This window comes from Arenimonas sp., from assembly GCF_044353605.1.
Lineage (GTDB): Bacteria > Pseudomonadota > Gammaproteobacteria > Xanthomonadales > Xanthomonadaceae > Arenimonas.
Genome location: NZ_JBILBO010000003.1, coordinates 140,230 through 157,673 on the forward strand (window position 1 = coordinate 140,230; position 17,444 = coordinate 157,673).

The window sequence follows — 17,444 nt, forward strand, 5'->3', positions numbered from 1 at the left end:
AAAATGCAGGCACCAGCGGACGACGGACAGACTTCATAGAAAGAATCCTCATGTGCTGCCGTTCCTGGTCGAGGTACCGCAACGCAATAGCTGTGTTGAAAAATGAATTTTGCGTGAATCGAAAGTGAATACTGTAGTCATCGCAAGAGAGACGGTATATGGGCAAAATGCTTACATGTACCCGCAACTGCAACTCCCCTGCAAGATCCCCTGACAAATAATAAAGTGGCTACTGTGCACCACATCACAGATTGTAGACTGCGATTATAGACAAAACCGAACGGCTTTGTAACATTTTTGTGAACTTATACAATAAGTTACTAATAGCGTCAGTATGTGACGCTGAAGGGCAAAAACGACCTCTAATGAATGTTAACTTATAACATTCCCGTCTCAAGCTGCGCGGCCTCACTCATCATGTGCCGGCCCCATGGCGGATCGAACACCAGATCCACATCGGCCTCGATGATGGTCGGGACACGCTCGACCTTGGTCCGGACATCATCGACGAGGACATCCCCCATGCCGCAGGCCGGTGCGGTCAGGGTCATTTGGATGGCGGCCTTGCGCTGGCCATCCGGGAGGCGCTCGATCTGACAGTCGTAAATCAACCCCAATTCGACCACATTGATCGGGATTTCCGGGTCAAAACAGGTCCGCAGTTGCTGCCAGACCAGCTTTTCCACCGCATCGTCGTCTTCGGTATCGGCCAATTCCAGGGGTTTGGGGGCGGTCTTACCGATGGCATCGGCGTTTTCACCGGCAACACGGAAAAGATTGCCCTCGACAAATACCGTGAACGAACCACCCAAGGCTTGGGTGATGTATCCGACCGTACCGGCCGGAAGCGAGACATTATCCCCCTGTGGAACCAGCACAACGTCGCAATCACGTTCGAATTTGATGGGCTCGCTGGTGCGTGAGTACGACACAATCATATTTCCAGAGGGTAAACTGGTGGCTAGTTTACTGGAATCCTTCCAATACCGTGTCAACGTCGCGACATTCCCTGTTCAAACCCCTGATCATCAGTCTGCTGGCCGCACTGGCCATGATGGCGGTATGGTTCACGTTATCCGCAGGCGCCGATGATGCGCTGTGTTGGTTCGCGCTGGTCGCGGCAGCCGACATCGCTTTGCTGGAACGATGGATGCGCTCACGCGACCAACGCAGTCCGGCCTGGATTGCACCGGTTCTGACTTTCCTGTGTTGTCTGGCAAGCCTTTGGCTGATTACCGCACTGAACGTGAGCTTCGCGACAGGTTTCGGCCTGCATACCAGCGCAGGCGGCATGGGTTTCGGCCTGTTCGGCAATCTGCTGGCGATGCGCTTACAGCCCTTGGATTGGTCGTTATTGGCTGCATCGCCGGTTCTTGCCTTGGTGTTGGCCAAGACCGGAATCAGTGGCCGCCGTCAATCGCCTTGATTTCGGCAACCAGTTCCGCCACTGCCTTGGCACCGTCGCCGTAGAGCATGCGGGTGTTGTCGGCGTAGAACAGGGCATTCTCGATGCCGGCGAAACCGGTGCCCTTGCCACGCTTGATCACCACCGTGTTCTTCGAGTTCACCACATCCAGAATCGGCATGCCGAAGATCGGAGAGGACGGATCGGTCTTCGCCACCGGATTGACCACGTCATTGGCGCCGATGACCAGAGAGACATCAGTCACCCCGAACTCGGGATTGATGTCGTCCATATCCGCGATCAGATCATAGGGAACACCGGCTTCGGCGAGCAGCACATTCATATGGCCCGGCATGCGGCCGGCGACCGGATGGATGGCGAAGCGGACCTTGACGCCGCGTTTCTGCAACAGCTGGGTCAGCTCCCAGACTTTATGCTGCGCCTGCGCGACCGCCAGACCGTAACCCGGAACGATGACCACACGTTCTGCATAGGCCATCATCGCCGCGACATCAGCGGCATCAATGGGTTTCTGCGCTCCAGTGATTTCCGCAGCCTCGCCCTGCTGGCCGAAGCTTCCAAACAAGACGCTGGAGATGGAACGGTTCATCGCCTTGGCCATCAGCTGGGTCAGCATAGTGCCGGCCGCGCCGACCACCATGCCGGCGATGATCAGTGCCTCGATGCCCAGCACATAGCCTTCGAATGCCACGGCCAGCCCGGTCAATGCGTTGTAAAGCGAAATCACCACCGGCATGTCGGCGCCGCCGATCGGCAGCGTCATCAACAGGCCAACCGCCAACGCCAGCACGAAGAATCCGAGGATGACCGGCTGCTGCAGCCAAAGCATGGACATCACACCCAGAACCAGAGCACCGATGAAGACCAGAAGATTGAATGCCTGCTGGCCGGGGAAAGTAAATCGTTTGTCCATGCGCCCGTCGAGCTTTGCCCAGGCAATTAATGAGCCGGTCAGGGAAATGGATCCAATCAGCGAACCGATGACGGCGAACACGACGGCGGCACGCGGTGCTGACCCGGATGCGGCGGAGAACTTCAGGAGCTCTACCAGACCGATGGCCGCTGCGGAACCGCCGCCCATGCCGTTGTAAAGCGCAACCATCTGCGGCATGTCGGTCATCGCGACTTTCTTTCCGGAGACCCATGCCGCCACGGTACCCAGAGCGAGGGCAGCCAGAATCAAGGGCAGATTATGCAGCGTTTGACCGGAATCATCTTTATAGAAAAAACTGGCGACGGTGGCCAGCACCATGCCTGCGCCGGCCCACTGGATGCCGCTGCGGGCACTGAGCGGCGAAGCCATGCGCTTGATACCGAGAATGAAAAGTAGCGCTGCCACCAGGAAAGCGGTGCGGACCAGCAATGCGGTGATGTCCATGGTCAGCCCTCCTTCGGTCCGGACGGCTTGAACATTTCAAGCATGCGCTCGGTCACCACATAGCCACCCGCGGCGTTTCCGGCCCCGAGCACCACCGCGATGAATCCAATGACCTTCTCGAGCGTGCTGTCGGCATGGCCAAGCACGACGATGGCGCCAACCAGCACGATGCCGTGCACGAAGTTGGAACCGGACATCAGTGGCGTATGCAGGATGACCGGTACCCGGCCGATAATTTCATAGCCGGTGAATGCCGCCAATATGAATACATACAAATAGAGAAAACCGTCCATCATCAAGCTCCTTGCGCCGGTTCGGCACCGTCATGGGCGATGCAGGTCTTGGCGACCAACTCATCTTCAAACGGAATCTTGAGCGTTCCGTCCTCGACAATCATCAACGTGAGGAAATTCAAAAGATTGCGGGCATACATCTCGCTGGCATGCACGGCACCCATGCTGGCCAGATTCAGCGGCCCGGCAACCAGCACGCCGTTGCAGTCTTTCTCTTCGCCTGGTTCGGTCAAACTGCAGTTACCGCCGGTTTCGGCAGCAAGATCAACGATGACGCTACCGCGCCGCATGCCGGCAACCATGGCCTCGGTGATGATTTTGGGTGCAGGACGACCCGGGACGGCGGCGGTGGTCACGATGACGTCGACCTGTTTAAGGTGTTCGGCAAGCCGCTCCTGCTGCAATGCGCGCTCTTCATCGGTCAACGCACGCGCATAGCCTCCTTCTCCTGCAGCACTGACGCCAAGATCGAGAAATTTTCCGCCGAGCGATTCAATCTGCTCCCGGGTTTCCGGGCGCACATCGAAACCTTCAACCTGGGCGCCCAGTCGTCTGGCTGTGGCGATGGCCTGCAAACCGGCAACGCCGGCGCCGACAATCAGGACTTTCGATGGCCGTATTGTGCCGGCGGCGGTGGTCAACATCGGGAAAAACCGGGGCGCCAACTGCGCGGCAATCAACACAGCTTTATAGCCGGCCATGCCGGCCTGCGAGCTGAGGATATCCATGGCCTGGGCACGGGTCGTCCGCGGCAGTTTTTCGAGGGCGAATGCGGAGAGACGTTGCTGCAGATAGATCGGCAGAGGCGAATCGCTGCGGTGCGGCGCCAAGGCACCGATGAGAATGCTGCCCGGTTTCAGTGCAGCCAGGGATTCAGCATCCGGTGTTTGGACACACAGCAACACATCGGCCTGGGCCAGTACCGAAGCGCGATCTGCCACCAAGGCATCGGTGTAATCGGTATCGGCAAACCCGGCGGAAAGTCCGGCGCCGTGTTCAATGGCGATCCGAACGCCTTTGGACGACAGTTTGCGCGCGGTTTCTGGCGTCAGCGCGATGCGACGCTCACCGGCGGCATGTTCACGAATGATGGCGACAATGGTCATGGCTGTGCCCTCCTCGGCACAGCCCTATCCTACTGGATTTGCACTACGGCCGTCAGCTGAAATCGGCTTTCAGGCGATGCAGGACGCGATCAAGGGTCTGTTCGAACACGTTTTCTTCGGCATGGATGATCAACTTGCCCTGTTTTTTCATCTGGGCAAGTTCTTCCACCGAAACCACCAGCACGCGCACACCCCGGCGATTCACGAACATCAGACGCGAGGAAATCGGACTGATCCAGGCCAGTTTGATCGGTGAGAAACTGCCGTTGCTGCCTTCCAGCTGCAGCCAGCCGCCGATGGGCAGACTGCGGAAGTATTCGACATCCGCCTCGTCGAATTCAATGGCGTTCTTGTCATAGGCCAGGTGCAAGCCGAAGCTGGCCTTGGGCGCAGACGTTTCGGCAACCGCAACCACTTCCGTAACCGGAACGCCGGACATCGGCTGGTACATGCAGACCTCATCGGTCATCTTCTGGATGAACGCGGAGGAGGTGTCCGCCATCACGCCCGAGCTGGACAACACCGACTCGATGGCGGTGCGATGCCGCTGCATCGGTTGCAGACGCGCCGAAGGCGGCTGGGTCGAAAGCATGGCAAGGATGTCGTCGGCCAACTGAAGGGCCAGAGACCAGGACTGGCTGTCCTCGCCTTCGCGCAGGGCAATCATGGACAGATGATGCGTCCAATATCGGCTAAAGAATTCGGAAACACTCACCGGCAGACCGCTGTTCAACGAACGCTGCTGCAGCTCCCTTGCCGCCAGCATACGGGCATTCTCAAGACGTTCTTGGCCGCGCTGTGCCTCTTTGGCCCGCTTCTCGGCAAGTTCGATACGGCGCTGGTGCTGATCGAGGTACGAGCGCATTTCCACTTCAAGGGTTTCGAAAATGGCGATGTCTTCATTGAACCCGGCAACCAGACGGTCTACAGTGACCTCCGCCCGATTCAGCAGATCACGCTCCTGCGCGCCGTCACCCTGATTGCCTTCGACCGCTTCGGCAAGCGCGTTCAGCAGCTTGCGGGCCGGATGGGCTTTGGTCAGGAACAGGCGACGGTCGAGCACGGCCGCTTTGGCGTAAGGCACGATCAGACGCGACATCAGGCTCTTGGCTTCTTCCTGGAAATCACGCTCGGTCATCAGCACGTCGAACAGCATGCCGACCAGATCGACCGCGTCTTCGTCGTCTTGGTTGATTTCGACGACATCCGGTGCCAGGCCGATCTTGCGGGTATTGCCGAGCATGGCCGATTTCAGCATGGCCGACAGGGACAGTTCGTTGTTGGTCAGCGCCAAAGCAACGGCTTCGGGCAGAATGCGCTGCATGGACGATAGCAGTGCGATGGTTTCGTTTTTCTGCAGCTTGCGGCGCGATGATCCGTTGGCGGGGGTGCCTGCCATCGCTGGATCCTGGTAATAGCCATGTTGCGGGCGCCAGCTGTGCAGATGGCTGCACAGTTCACGGAACAGCGCCTGCTCGGTCGCGCCCTCTCCGATTTCCGGAGCGTCATCGAAATGACGGTAGTGTTGGGCAGTCGCGGCATTCTGCGGCGGAACCGCTGCACGCTCGGTGTGAACGACGCGCTCGACCGCCGGGTCGGAGGCACGGGAAGCGCGCAAGGACTGCAGATGCGGCAAAATGCCGTGCTTCACCATCGGCTCGTTCGACTCATCCAGAAGTTCGGGCAATGCCGACAGCAAGGCCGTTTCGAAATTCCGGAACAGCATGAAACGGATTTTGGTCGGCAACTCCACACCGGCCAGTGCCGCCTTCAGATATTCAGCCAGCTGCTTCTCGGAGAGCGGCGCATTGATTTTTTTCGCAGCCTGCATCCCGAACAGGGCGCACAGGCGCAGGCAAGTGATGGTGATGCCGTCATTCGCGGCACGCACAACCGCCTCGGAAACCAGCTCACTGTTGACCACATCATCGATATCTTCGATATCGACCAGTGCCAGTCCGGCGGGATGTTCAGAGCCGGCTTTGAGTTTGCCCTGGAATTTTCCGAACGCGGCGTCAACGGCACGCGAGAACTGGTGCTCGACGGTCTGACTGGCAGTGCGGAAAAGACGCAGGTTTTCGATGTTCGGCGAGCCTATGGTCGATTGATCCTGCTGGCAGACATCGTAGAGGAAGGAATCGGTGGTGGCCACGGCGTTGGCAATGATGCGCACCAAGCGGCTTTTTGCGGCGGCATGCACACGGCCGTAGATCATGTCGCCATCTGGCTAGGCAACCGTCGGCATCGAAATTCCGGACTCATCAATCACGAATAATTCCCCACGTTACTGATTGAAATCATAACGGAACACGCCTGCACGGTCTGTGAACCCGGTCACACTCGGCTAAACAATATAAGGACACTGGTGATAAACTGTTCATGATGACTTCCACATTACCCTTAATTTCAAGAATTTCAACCCCCTGCAAGCATTTAGCCGCACCAGGACCTGACCGCCGATGCCTGCTGTCGCTCCTGGCCGAGGCCGTGCATGTTCCCGACCATGGTCGCCTCAGGCCCTGGCGCTTCATCCTGATTGAAGGGGATGCACGGGCAAGGATCGGCGAGGTTCTGTTCGATCGGGTGCAAAAAGCCGTTCCGGACGCCTCCGCCGTACGCCTTGAAAAAGAACGGACCCGGTTTTCCTTCGCACCCTGCATCGTGGCGGTAGTGCTGAGTCCGGTGAAAGGCCATAAGGTCCCTGAAATCGAGCAGTTTCTTTCCGGCGGTGCGGTCTGCATGAGCCTGTTGCATGCCGCACATCAGGCCGGCTTCGGCGCGCAGTGGCTGACCGGCTTTGCCGCCTATGACCGCGAAGTCTTGGCAGCTGTAGGCATAGCCGAGAATGAAAGCCTGCTCGGTTACATCCACATCGGCACCCGCATGGAAACCGCGCCCGAACGCGAGCGCCCCGATCCGGCCGCGCTGCTGACCGTGGCCGCACCATGAGGCCGCTGTACCTGGTCGATTCCAGCATGTACGTGTTCCGGGCCTGGTTTTCCATGCCCCGTGAATTCTTCGATGTCGAGCAGAATCCGACCAACGCCGTTCAGGGCTTTACCCGCTTCGTCTGCGAACTGGTCGAACGCGAAAAACCCGAGTACATCATCTTCGCCTTCGACGAATCGCTCGACAGCAACTTCCGCAACGAACTGTATCCCGCCTACAAAGCCAATCGCGATCCGGCACCTGAGGAACTCAAGAAGCAGTTCGATTACTGCAAACGCCTGTGCCGGGCGCTGGGTTTCCAGGTCTTGGCCGACGGTTATTACGAGGCGGACGACCTGATCGGCAGCGCCTTGACCCGCGCCCGTGCCGAAGGCCGCCCGAGCCTGATTCTGTCGGCCGACAAAGACCTGTCGCAACTGCTCGGTGAGCACGACGTACAGTGGGATTACGCCAAAAACGAGCGTTGGCAATTGGCCGGAGTCAAGGCCAAGCATGGTGTGCATGCGCATCAACTGGCGGATTACCTCGGTCTGACCGGCGATGCGGTGGACAACATTCCCGGTGTCCCGGGCATCGGCCCGAAGACGGCAGCCACCCTGCTCGGCCATTTCGGGACGCTCGATGCACTGCTCGAAAAGATTGACGAAATCCCCTACCTGCGCCTGCGATCAGCCGCCATGCATGCGGCCAAGCTGCGCGAACACCGCGAGATGGCCCTGCTCTGCCGCAAGCTGGCGACCATCCGCTGCGACATACCGTTGCCGGAAGACACCGAACTCGGTTCACGCCGGGCCAAGGATGAGGACGGGCTGATGATACTGATTGAGCAACTCCGGCTGGGCCCGCTGACGCGGCGGCGCCTGTTGTCCCTATAATGCCAAGATGAGCGGAAAAACCACCATCCACGAAGGCAAGTATCTGCGCTTCTGTGTCGAGAATCATTGGGAATATGCCGAGCGCACCAACGCCGGCTCTGCCGTGATCATCATCGCCAGAACGCCGGAAGACAAACTGCTGTTCGTCGAGCAGTTCCGCATCCCGATGGGATGCAATACCATCGAAATGCCGGCGGGGCTAGTCGGCGACCTGGACGCGTCGGACACCCTCGAGCTGGCGGCTAAACGGGAACTTCTGGAAGAAACCGGTTGGCAGGCCAATGCCGTGCAGGTGCTGATGATCGGCCCGACTTCAGCCGGCCTGAGCAACGAAATGATCGCCTTCGTTCGCGCCACCGGCCTCACCCGCATCCACGCCGGGGGCGGCGATGACACCGAGAACATCACCGTGCATGAAGTGCCGGTGGCCGAAGCGGCCACTTGGCTGACGCAGAAAATGGCCGAAGGCTATTCGATGGATCCGAAACTGTGGGCCGGACTTTGGCTACTTGACCGGAATCCGGACGGAACTCCGGTCTAACGGAAGGAATCGGTGGCCTCCACCAAGGCCGCGGTATTCTCGGCTTCGAATGCCGCATGCCCCGATGCCGGCGAAATCACCAACTTGGCTTCAGGCCACACCGCATGCAGATCGATGGCGTTCTGCACTGGGCAGACCACATCGTAACGGCCATGCACGATGACGCCGGGAATATGACGGATTTTGTGGGTATCACGCAGCAGTTGGTCATCGACCTCGAAAAAGCCCTTGTTCACGAAGTAATGGTTTTCGATGCGTGCGAAGCTGAGGGCGAAATGCGGATCTTCGAAGGAATCAATGGACGCCGGTTCGGGAATCAAGGTGCTGGTGGCACCTTCCCAGACCGACCAGGCCTTGGCCGCCGCTAAGCGTACCTCTTCATCGGGTGACGTCAGGCGCCGGTGATAGGCCGCAATGAAATCGCCACGCTCGGCTTCTGGTATCAGATCGCGGTAGGGTTGCCAGGCTTCCGGAAACAATCGGTGGGCACCGCTCTGGTAAAACCATTCCAGTTCCCAGCGGCGCAGCATGAAGATGCCGCGCAACACCAGCTCGGTCACCCGCTCCGGGTGGGTCTGCGCATAGGCCAACGCGAGCGTGGAACCCCAGCTACCGCCGAACACCTGCCAGCGGTCAATGCCCAGATGCACGCGCAGTTTTTCGATATCGGCCACCAGATCCCAGGTGCTGTTGTCGGTCAGATCGGCATGCGGCGCGGACCGCCCGGATCCGCGTTGGTCAAACAGGATGATGCGGTAGGCGGACGGATCATGGAAACGGCGCATGTTGTCGCTGCAGCCTGCACCGGGGCCGCCATGCAGGAATACGGCAGGCTTGCCTTCCGGATTGCCGCACTCTTCGAAATACAGAGTATGCCGGCCATCGACGGCCAACATGCCGGTCCGGTAGGGTTCGATCAGCGGGTACAGTGTGCGCATGTCAGCCTCATGACGGAATTTGCGTCAGTTTAGCGCAAAGAGGCTTGCACTTCCCGAAACTTGCGTTATGCTCAAGACATGGATTCGCCCACGCCAAAACTGGCTCTAGTGGGCGCCGGGATGATCAGCCCCCCGGCCGGGCAACTACCCCCCAACGATTCCCGCGTACCACGCGTTCTTTCCCTTGATGCCCATGGCCATATCTTGAATTGGATGCATTGGCAGGATGCCGTCTGCCTGTATGTGCGCGGCGCCGTGTCCTGGACACTGGGCGAACCGTGCATGACCGTACATGGTGGCCGCAACCGTCTGACCGGCGAACAGAGTGTCGTTGAATTGCATCCCATCGTCGCGGCACGCGGGCATGCCAACTTCCGAAGCTACCTGCCCTCACCGGCACTGACCAACCCCGCCTTGTTCGCGCGCGACAAACAACTCTGCCTTTACTGCGGCAAGGAATATTCCAAACATATCCTGACCCGCGACCATGTCCATCCGATTTCACAAGGCGGACGCGATACCTGGGAAAATGTGGTCAGTTCGTGTTTCCGTTGCAACTCCAAAAAAGGCGGCCGTACTCCCCAGCAAGCCAATATGCCACTGCTGGCCATTCCGTACCGGCCGAGCTGGGTCGAGCACTTGATTCTGTCCAATCGCAATATTCTGGCCGACCAGATGGCCTTCTTAAAGCAGCATCTACCGAAACATCCCCGTGGCGAGACCTTCGCCATTCAATGAGTTAGGCCCAATCACAACCGACAAGCCTTGCCGTCAACGGCCAAGTGCAAGACAATAACGCACAGACTTCGAGCCGAGACGATGGACCGCGACCGCTACCCACTGCTTTCCCAGCTGCCCACACCCGACCACCTGCGCAAGCTTCCGGAAAGCGATTTGCCGGCTGTGGCTGATGAACTGCGGGCCTACCTGATCGAAACGGTCAGCCAAGTCGGCGGACATTTCGGGGCCGGTCTCGGCGTAGTCGAGCTCACCGTAGCCCTGCATTACCTTTACCAAACTCCCGATGACAAGCTGGTCTGGGATGTCGGCCATCAATGTTATCCGCATAAAATCCTGACCGGCCGCGCCGAAACCATCCATACCGTGAAGAAAAAAGACGGCGTGGCACCATTCCCGCGCCGCGAAGAAAGCCCTTACGACACCTTCGGCGTCGGACACTCCTCCACCTCCATCTCCGCCGCGCTCGGCATGGCCGTGGCCGCGCAACGCACCGGCGAAAACCGCCGCTTCGTTGCCGTCATCGGTGACGGCGCAATGACCGCCGGCATGGCTTTCGAAGCCCTCAATCACGCCGGAGGCATGAATCCGGAACCGGATGTGCTGGTGATCCTCAACGACAACCAGATGTCGATTTCCGAAAACGTCGGTGGCATGACCAAAATGCTCGGCAAGATGATGGCCAGCCGAACCTTGAACGCTGTACGCGAAAGCGGCAAGAAAATCCTCGGTGATAAAAACAAACCGGCCGCAAAATTCGTCCGGCGCTGGGAGGAACACTGGAAAGGCATGTTCGTTCCCTCCACATTGTTCGAGGAAATGGGCTTCCATTACAACGGCCCGATCGACGGGCATGACCTGCCGGCCCTGCTGAATGCCTTGAAAACCTGCAAGGAATTGAAAGGCCCGCAGCTGCTGCATGTCATGACGACCAAGGGCAAGGGCTACAACCCGGCCGAAGGTGATCAGATCGAGTACCACGCAGTCTCTCCGTTCGATCCCAGCATCGGCGTGCAGAAGAAGGCGCCAGGCAAGCCGACCTATACCTCGATATTCGGTGACTGGCTGTGTGACATGGCCGTCGCCGATCCGAAACTGATGGGCATCACCCCGGCCATGCGTGAAGGATCCGGATTGGTGCGTTTCTCACAGGAGTTCCCGCTGCGTTATTTCGACACCGCCATCGCCGAACAGCATGCCGTGACCTTTGCTGCCGGCCTAGCCTGCGAAGGTGCGAAGCCGGTGGTGGCGATTTATTCGAGCTTCCTGCAACGGGCCTATGACCAATTGATCCATGACGTGGCGCTGCAGAATCTGGATGTACTGTTCGCCATCGACCGCGCCGGCCTGGTCGGCCCGGACGGCGCCACCCACTCCGGCAGCTTCGATATCAGCTTTCTGCGTTGCATACCGAACATGGTGATCATGACGCCTTCGGATGAGCGCGAATGCCGGTTGATGCTCAGTACCGGGTTCCACTACCCCGGCCCGGCCGCCGTGCGCTATCCGCGCGGCTCCGGCACCGGCATCGCCGCCGGCAACGATCTCGGCACCCTCTCCCTCGGCAAGGCACGCGTCGTGCGCCGCGGCAACACACTGGCTCTACTCGCTTTCGGCAGCGTACTGCCGGCAGCGGCGAAGATTGCCGAAAGCATCGATGCAACCTTGGTCGACATGCGTTTCGTCAAACCTTTGGATGAAGCCCTGTTGCGTGAATTGGCCGGAAGCCATGCCCGTTTCGTCACCGTCGAGGACAACGCCGTCATGGGCGGTGCCGGCAGCGCCGTCAGTGAATTCTTCAGGGCTGAGGGCGTCGCTGCTGACCTCCTGCAGTTGGGCCTGCCCGATCACTATCAGGAACACGCCAGTCGAGAAGAATTACTGGCTGAAGCGGGTATCGACAGCAAGGGCATACTCGCCGCCATTACGGCACGCTGGCTTTAACCAAGGCGCCCCAGACTGACGCGGTCGCGTCCTTCCAGATCGGGTTCCGTTTGCACCTCGGTGAACCCGGCGGCTTCAAGTAACGCACGCACCGCAGCCCTCTGCTGCCAGCCGTGCTCCAGCAACAACCAGCCGCCGGGCAGGAGATGTTGACCGGCCTGAGCCGCAATCACGCGGATATCGTCCAAGCCATCCGGACCGGATGCCAAGGCTGAACGCGGCTCGAAGCGCAGATCTCCCAGGCTCAGATGGACATCATCGTTCTCGATGTAAGGCGGATTGCTCACAATCACATCGAAGCGGCGGCCGCCAAGGCCGCTGAACCAATCGCTATGTTCAAAAAAAACATTTGCGAGCCGCAGTTGCCGGCCATTGGCTGAAGCGACGGCGAGCGCGGCCGGCGAGATGTCGACAGCCGTGACTTGACTCAATGGCCGCTCGCTGGCAATGGCCAGGGCCACAGCGCCGGAACCGGTTCCAAGATCGAGTACTGCGGCCGGACGGCCGGGATGCAGGAAGGCCAATGCCAACTCGACCAAGCGTTCGGTTTCGGGCCGCGGAATCAGCGTATCGGCATTGACTTTCAGGTCAAGCGACCAAAAGCCGCGCTGTCCGGTCAGGTAGGCCACCGGCTCACCGGCTTTGCGACGGGCCTGCAGACCCCTGAACACCTCCCGATGCGCCGGCGCTAGTTCGTCATCGGCATGGGCATACAGCCAGACACGCGGTTTCTCCAATACATGCGCTAGCAAGTACTCGGCGTCAGTACGATCCATGCCGTCCGGCAGAGATTCGATGGCCTCCCGAAGGGCTGCAGCGATGGTTGTCATGCCACTAGCTTACCGCAGGGCGACCGAAACAGGATGAGATTGATATGCTCTAACAATCAATTCTATACTTGACATAGGTTTTATGAATAAGGGCACCGCATGAATCTCCGCGATTTACGTTATTTCGTAGCCCTTGCCGATACCCGGCACTTCGGCCGCGCCGCTGAATCCTGTTTCGTCAGCCAACCTACGCTTTCCACGCAGCTCAAGAAGCTCGAGGAAGAGCTCGGCGTTGCCCTGATCGAACGCGCACCGCGCAACATCCTTCTGACTCCCGCCGGCGAACAGATTCTCAAACATGCGCGACAGGCGCTTGCCCAAGTCAGCCAGATGCATGAAATCGCCAAACACATCAAAGATCCGGAGGCTGCTTCGGTGCGTTTGGGAATCTTTCCGACATTGGCGCCGTATCTCCTGCCGCATGTGGTACCCAAACTCCGGAAGCGCTTCCCGCATCTGGAACTGTTGTTGATTGAAGAGAAAACCGAAGCGCTGATTCAACAGCTGCGCAGTGGCATGATCGATGCCGCCATCCTGGCAGAGCCGGTAAGCGATGAACACTTCGAAGCCATGCACCTTTTCACCGAACCCTTCGTGCTTGCTTTGCCGGAAAAACATCCGCTCACACGGCAGCGCACGCTTGGCATGGGCGAATTGGAACAACAACATCTGCTGCTGCTGGAAGACGGCCATTGCCTGCGGGACCAGGCTCTGGATGTCTGTGCACTGTCCGGTGCCGGTGAAAAAGAGGGGTTCCGGGCCACCAGTCTGGAAACCCTGCGACAGATGGTGGCGGCCGGCGTTGGTATTACCTTGCTGCCCATGCTGGCAGTTCAACCGCCGGTCCCTGAATCGCCGCACATTCGTCTGATGCCGTTCCGCGACCCCGCACCGACACGTCGCATCTCACTGTACTGGCGTAAAAGTTCAGTTCGCGCCGAGTTCCTGACCGACATCGGCCGGCAGGTTTCCGAACTGCCCAAATCGCTGTTCGAAATGCGCCCCCGAAAGCCCGGCTGACCCGCTTTCCAAAGGGGCGCGCGGGCTCCGAACAGGGTAAAATAGCCGTTTTCGCCATCTGAACGCGGACATGAACAGCACGAACCCGAACACAGCCCCCGAAAAGAACGATTTCATCCGCCAGATCATCCGTGACGATCTGGCTTCGGGAAAGCACAGCAGGATCCGCACACGGTTTCCACCGGAGCCGAATGGCTACCTGCATATCGGTCATGCCAAGAGCATCTGCCTGAACTTCGGCATCGGCCGTGAATTCGATGGATTGGTGAATTTGCGCTTCGATGACACCAACCCCTCCAAAGAGGACCTGGAATTCGTCGCTTCCATCCAGGACGATGTGCGTTGGCTCGGTTTCGAGTGGAATGAGCTGAGGCATGCCTCCGATTATTTCGAAGTGTTCTACCGCAGCGCGCTCAAGCTCATTGACGATGGCAAGGCCTATGTGTGCGATTTGAATGCAGACGAAGTGCGCGAATACCGCGGCACCCTGACCCAGGCCGGCCGCAACTCCCCCTACCGTGATCGCAGCGTGGCCGAAAACCGCGACCTCTTCGAACGCATGCGTTCGGGCGAATTCGCCGACGGCTCGCGCACCCTGCGTGCGAAAATCGACATGGCCAGTGGCAACATCAACATGCGCGATCCGGCGCTCTATCGTATCCGTAAGATTCCGCACCAAAATACCGGCGATGCCTGGCCGATCTATCCGATGTACGACTATGCCCACTGCATCTCGGATGCGCTCGAGGGCATCACCCATTCCCTGTGTACGCTGGAATTCGAAGACCACCGCCCGCTTTATGACTGGTGCGTGGACAACATCGATCTTCCCCATCATCCGCAGCTCTGGCAGCCGCTGGTCGATGCCGGCTTCGATAGCCAGGTGGCGAAGCCCCGGCAGATCGAGTTTTCACGCCTGAACATCAACTACACCGTGATGAGCAAACGTAAGTTGCTGGCATTGGTCAACGATGGTCTGGTGTCGGGATGGGATGATCCGCGCATGCCGACACTGTCCGGCTTGCGCCGCCGCGGCACGCCGCCGGCAGCGCTGCGCCTGTTCGCCGACCGCATCGGCATCAGCAAGCAGAATTCCGTAATCGACTTCTCGGTGCTGGAAAACTGCGTGCGTGAAACCCTGGACGAAAGTGCAGAGCGGCGCATGGCGGTGGTTCATCCGATCAAACTGGTCATCACCAATCTGTCGGCGGATCATCTCGAAATGCTGTCGATGGCGAATCATCCGAAAAACGATGATTGCGGCAGACGCGAGGTACCTTTCTCCAACGTGCTCTGGATCGACGCCGAAGACTTCATGGAAACCCCGACACCCGGATATCACCGTCTCACCCAGGGTGCCGATGTCCGCCTGCGCGGCGTCGGTATCGTGACCTGCGATGAGGTCATCATTACCGATGGTACCGTGAGTGAACTGCGATGCCGGCTCGATCTGGAATCGCGTCCGGGCATGGAGGGCTCCAAACGCAAAGTAAAGGGCACCATCCATTGGGTCTGCGTCAAGCACGCGGTTGCGGCCGAATTCCGTCTGTTCGACCGCCTGTTTACGGTCGAAAATCCGGACAACGACGAAGGCGGAAGTTATCAGGATTACCTCAATCCACTTTCGGCGCAGGTCGCCAACGGCTTCGTGGAACCGGCCGCCGCCGCCGCGATTCCGGAGCAGAGCTTCCAGTTCGAACGCCAGGGCTATTTCGTTGCCGACCGCCATGATCACCGTCCTGACAAGCCGGTATTCAACCGCAGCGTGACCCTGCGCGACACCTGGGCCGTGAAATAACCCGTGCCACATGACCACGTCCATCTGACGCTGCCGGCATGGATTGCCGATGAAATCGGCACCGAAACCGTTTATCCGGATGACCTGTCGAAAATGGCCTTGGCCGTCCGTCTGTCGTCACGCAACGTTCGCGAAACCAGCGGTGGACCATTCGGTGCGGCGCTGTTTACCGACACGGGGCGGCTTTTGGGTGTCGGCGTAAACCGGGTTGTGAGTCAGAACTGCTCGCTGGCGCATGCCGAAATGCTGGCCTTTGCCACGGCACAGCAGGCAATGAACCGGTTCCGACTGAATCAGAACGGTGAGCGAATTGTGCTCGCCACCTCTTCACAGCCTTGCGCCATGTGTTACGGCGCCTCGTTCTGGGCGGGCATTGATGCCGTCCTGATTGGCGCCCGTGCCGATGACGTTCAGTCCTTGGCTGGCTTCGACGAAGGGCCGTTACCGGCCGACTGGATTGGAGAATGGCAGAAACGCGGCATCAATGTGCGCCGGGACATTCTGCGCGAAGACGCCTGCGCGGTCTTGAAAGCCTATGGGGAATCCGGCCTTGTCTACTGAAGGCCTACTGGCCTATTGCCGTCCCGGTTTCGAACCGGACCTTGCGGCGGAGCTTTCGCACCATGCCGGCGCGCTGGGATTGCCGGTCTATGCCAAAACCGAACGTGGCAGCGCATTCGTCATGCTGCTTGGAGCACCACGGGAAACACTGGCTGAGTCAATTCGCCTGGAACAACTCATTTTCGCGCGGCAGAAATATGCGCTGATCGATGAACTGACCGATCTCGACATCGCCGACCGCGTGAGCCCGGTGATCGACGCCCTCGGGGGCAAGGGCCGCTATGGTGAACTGTCGGTGGAAACTCCCGACTCCGACGCCGCGCGGCCGCTGGCGGGACTTGCCAAGTCCTTCGGCAATGCGCTGCGGCCGGCGCTGCGCAAACGCGGATTGCTGACCGATAAGCCGAATGCGAAATTACCGCAACTGCATGTGATCTTCCTGAGCAACCGCCACCTGCTGTTGGCCAGCTCGACCGAAAATGACCGATCCCCCTGGCCGATGGGCATTCCACGCCTGAAGCAGGACTCGCGGGCACCGAGCCGCTCGGCGATGAAGCTGGACGAGGCCATTCTGTGCCTGATGACACCGGCGGAACGCCTGAATCTTATTGCCGCCGGCATGCAGGCCGCCGATCTGGGCGCAGCGCCCGGTGGCTGGAGTTGGGTACTGGCCAAGAACCAGCTGCATGTGAGCGCCATCGACAACGGCCCCATGAGTCCGGATGCCTTGGCCACCGGTCTGATCGAACACATCCGCGCCGATGGCTTCCACTGGCAACCGCAACGCCCAATCGACTGGATGGTGTGCGATATGGTGGAAACGCCCAGCAAAGTCGCCAAACGCATGGCGCAGTGGTTCGCCAACGGCTGGTGCCGCAATGCCATTTTCAACCTGAAGCTGCCGATGAAAAAACGCTGGGAGGAAACCGCGCTGTGTCTGGATCTGTTCCAGAGCCAATGCGGCCGTCCCGTCCTCATCCGGGCCCGGCAGCTGTATCATGACCGCGAAGAAATCACCGTATTCGTGCACGCCCTCAAATGATGATC

Annotated in this window: 17 protein-coding genes; 10 read left to right on the plus strand and 7 right to left on the minus strand. The window is 59.3% G+C overall.

The window, feature by feature from the left end:
• Positions 1-377: 377 nt before the first annotated feature.
• Positions 378-938: a putative Fe-S cluster assembly protein SufT gene (sufT, locus tag ACIQ1A_RS03160; RefSeq protein ID WP_395769606.1), complete on the minus strand. Its 561-nt coding sequence runs from the start codon at positions 936-938 to the stop codon at positions 378-380.
• 50 nt (positions 939-988) lie between these two features.
• On the opposite strand from sufT, the gene ACIQ1A_RS03165 reads away from it, so the two are divergent.
• Entirely contained in the window at positions 989-1,426 is a 438-nt protein-coding gene (locus ACIQ1A_RS03165; RefSeq protein ID WP_395769607.1) for a hypothetical protein, read from the plus strand.
• Here ACIQ1A_RS03165 and ACIQ1A_RS03170 read toward each other — a convergent pair.
• The 4 genes from ACIQ1A_RS03170 to ACIQ1A_RS03185 are packed head-to-tail and all read right to left on the minus strand — an operon-like array spanning position 1,401 to position 6,418.
• Positions 1,401-2,804 carry an NAD(P)(+) transhydrogenase (Re/Si-specific) subunit beta gene (locus tag ACIQ1A_RS03170; RefSeq protein WP_395769608.1) on the minus strand — a complete coding sequence of 468 codons (1,404 nt, stop codon included), beginning with the start codon at positions 2,802-2,804 and terminating at the stop codon, positions 1,401-1,403. The genes ACIQ1A_RS03165 and ACIQ1A_RS03170 overlap by 26 nt on opposite strands.
• A 2-nt stretch (positions 2,805-2,806) precedes the next feature.
• The gene (locus ACIQ1A_RS03175; RefSeq protein WP_395769609.1) at positions 2,807-3,100 is read right to left on the minus strand and encodes an NAD(P) transhydrogenase subunit alpha; all 294 of its coding nucleotides are present in this window, start codon (positions 3,098-3,100) and stop codon (positions 2,807-2,809) included.
• The gene (locus ACIQ1A_RS03180) at positions 3,100-4,203 is read right to left on the minus strand and encodes an NAD(P) transhydrogenase subunit alpha (protein WP_395769610.1); all 1,104 of its coding nucleotides are present in this window, start codon (positions 4,201-4,203) and stop codon (positions 3,100-3,102) included. The genes ACIQ1A_RS03175 and ACIQ1A_RS03180 overlap by 1 nt, the downstream gene beginning before the upstream one ends.
• 52 nt (positions 4,204-4,255) lie before the next feature.
• Positions 4,256-6,418, minus strand: a complete 2,163-nt coding sequence (locus tag ACIQ1A_RS03185) for a DUF1631 family protein (RefSeq protein ID WP_395769611.1) — start codon at positions 6,416-6,418, stop codon at positions 4,256-4,258.
• Positions 6,419-6,690: 272 nt separating this feature from the next.
• Between ACIQ1A_RS03185 and ACIQ1A_RS03190 the strand changes: the two genes are divergently transcribed.
• Genes ACIQ1A_RS03190 through ACIQ1A_RS03200 form a run of 3 tightly spaced genes read left to right on the plus strand, consistent with a single transcriptional unit; the run spans position 6,691 to position 8,568 of the window.
• A complete protein-coding gene (locus ACIQ1A_RS03190) occupies positions 6,691-7,152 on the plus strand; it encodes a nitroreductase (RefSeq protein WP_395769612.1) in 462 nt (153 codons plus the stop codon).
• Positions 7,149-8,027 carry a 5'-3' exonuclease H3TH domain-containing protein gene (locus ACIQ1A_RS03195; protein WP_395769613.1) on the plus strand — a complete coding sequence of 293 codons (879 nt, stop codon included), beginning with the start codon at positions 7,149-7,151 and terminating at the stop codon, positions 8,025-8,027. The genes ACIQ1A_RS03190 and ACIQ1A_RS03195 overlap by 4 nt, the downstream gene beginning before the upstream one ends.
• A 7-nt stretch (positions 8,028-8,034) precedes the next feature.
• Positions 8,035-8,568: an NUDIX hydrolase gene (locus ACIQ1A_RS03200; RefSeq protein ID WP_395769614.1), complete on the plus strand. Its 534-nt coding sequence runs from the start codon at positions 8,035-8,037 to the stop codon at positions 8,566-8,568.
• Here ACIQ1A_RS03200 and pip read toward each other — a convergent pair.
• On the minus strand, positions 8,565-9,506 hold the full coding sequence (gene pip, locus ACIQ1A_RS03205; RefSeq protein ID WP_395769615.1) for a prolyl aminopeptidase: 942 nt from the start codon (positions 9,504-9,506) through the stop codon (positions 8,565-8,567). The genes ACIQ1A_RS03200 and pip overlap by 4 nt on opposite strands.
• Before the next feature lie 78 nt (positions 9,507-9,584).
• On the opposite strand from pip, the gene ACIQ1A_RS03210 reads away from it, so the two are divergent.
• The gene (locus ACIQ1A_RS03210; protein ID WP_395769616.1) at positions 9,585-10,244 is read left to right on the plus strand and encodes an HNH endonuclease; all 660 of its coding nucleotides are present in this window, start codon (positions 9,585-9,587) and stop codon (positions 10,242-10,244) included.
• Positions 10,245-10,325: 81 nt separating this feature from the next.
• A complete protein-coding gene (gene dxs, locus ACIQ1A_RS03215) occupies positions 10,326-12,188 on the plus strand; it encodes a 1-deoxy-D-xylulose-5-phosphate synthase (protein WP_395769617.1) in 1,863 nt (620 codons plus the stop codon).
• Here the strand turns inward: dxs and prmC are convergent.
• Positions 12,185-13,018: a peptide chain release factor N(5)-glutamine methyltransferase gene (gene prmC, locus ACIQ1A_RS03220; protein ID WP_395769618.1), complete on the minus strand. Its 834-nt coding sequence runs from the start codon at positions 13,016-13,018 to the stop codon at positions 12,185-12,187. The two genes, dxs and prmC, sit on opposite strands and share 4 nt — an antisense overlap.
• Positions 13,019-13,117: 99 nt before the next feature.
• Between prmC and ACIQ1A_RS03225 the strand changes: the two genes are divergently transcribed.
• From ACIQ1A_RS03225 to rlmM, 4 genes are all read left to right on the plus strand, one after another.
• Complete coding sequence (locus ACIQ1A_RS03225; RefSeq protein ID WP_395769619.1) at positions 13,118-14,038, plus strand: LysR substrate-binding domain-containing protein; 921 nt, start codon at positions 13,118-13,120, stop codon at positions 14,036-14,038.
• A 70-nt stretch (positions 14,039-14,108) separates the two neighbouring features.
• Positions 14,109-15,836, plus strand: coding sequence for a glutamine--tRNA ligase/YqeY domain fusion protein (locus tag ACIQ1A_RS03230; protein ID WP_395769620.1), 1,728 nt, complete (start codon positions 14,109-14,111; stop codon positions 15,834-15,836).
• Between the two features lie 3 nt (positions 15,837-15,839).
• Positions 15,840-16,397 carry a nucleoside deaminase gene (locus ACIQ1A_RS03235; RefSeq protein ID WP_395769621.1) on the plus strand — a complete coding sequence of 186 codons (558 nt, stop codon included), beginning with the start codon at positions 15,840-15,842 and terminating at the stop codon, positions 16,395-16,397.
• Positions 16,372-17,439 carry a 23S rRNA (cytidine(2498)-2'-O)-methyltransferase RlmM gene (gene rlmM, locus ACIQ1A_RS03240; protein ID WP_395769622.1) on the plus strand — a complete coding sequence of 356 codons (1,068 nt, stop codon included), beginning with the start codon at positions 16,372-16,374 and terminating at the stop codon, positions 17,437-17,439. The genes ACIQ1A_RS03235 and rlmM overlap by 26 nt, the downstream gene beginning before the upstream one ends.
• The last annotated feature ends 5 nt before the right edge of the window (positions 17,440-17,444 follow it).

Bases quoted from the DNA above. Each gene is read 5' to 3' on its own strand.
- sufT (WP_395769606.1), bottom strand. From the start codon at position 938: ATGATTGTGTCGTACTCACGCACCAGCGAGCCCATCAAATTCGAACGT.
- ACIQ1A_RS03170 (WP_395769608.1), bottom strand. From the start codon at position 2,804: ATGGACATCACCGCATTGCTGGTCCGCACCGCTTTCCTGGTGGCAGCG.
- ACIQ1A_RS03210 (WP_395769616.1), top strand. From the start codon at position 9,585: ATGGATTCGCCCACGCCAAAACTGGCTCTAGTGGGCGCCGGGATGATC.
- pip (WP_395769615.1), bottom strand. From the start codon at position 9,506: ATGCGCACACTGTACCCGCTGATCGAACCCTACCGGACCGGCATGTTG.
- ACIQ1A_RS03185 (WP_395769611.1), bottom strand. From the start codon at position 6,418: ATGATCTACGGCCGTGTGCATGCCGCCGCAAAAAGCCGCTTGGTGCGC.
- dxs (WP_395769617.1), top strand. From the start codon at position 10,326: ATGGACCGCGACCGCTACCCACTGCTTTCCCAGCTGCCCACACCCGAC.
- ACIQ1A_RS03195 (WP_395769613.1), top strand. From the start codon at position 7,149: ATGAGGCCGCTGTACCTGGTCGATTCCAGCATGTACGTGTTCCGGGCC.
- ACIQ1A_RS03225 (WP_395769619.1), top strand. From the start codon at position 13,118: ATGAATCTCCGCGATTTACGTTATTTCGTAGCCCTTGCCGATACCCGG.
- ACIQ1A_RS03175 (WP_395769609.1), bottom strand. From the start codon at position 3,100: ATGATGGACGGTTTTCTCTATTTGTATGTATTCATATTGGCGGCATTC.
- prmC (WP_395769618.1), bottom strand. From the start codon at position 13,018: ATGACAACCATCGCTGCAGCCCTTCGGGAGGCCATCGAATCTCTGCCG.
- ACIQ1A_RS03200 (WP_395769614.1), top strand. From the start codon at position 8,035: ATGAGCGGAAAAACCACCATCCACGAAGGCAAGTATCTGCGCTTCTGT.
- ACIQ1A_RS03180 (WP_395769610.1), bottom strand. From the start codon at position 4,203: ATGACCATTGTCGCCATCATTCGTGAACATGCCGCCGGTGAGCGTCGC.
- ACIQ1A_RS03230 (WP_395769620.1), top strand. From the start codon at position 14,109: ATGAACAGCACGAACCCGAACACAGCCCCCGAAAAGAACGATTTCATC.
- rlmM (WP_395769622.1), top strand. From the start codon at position 16,372: ATGGGGAATCCGGCCTTGTCTACTGAAGGCCTACTGGCCTATTGCCGT.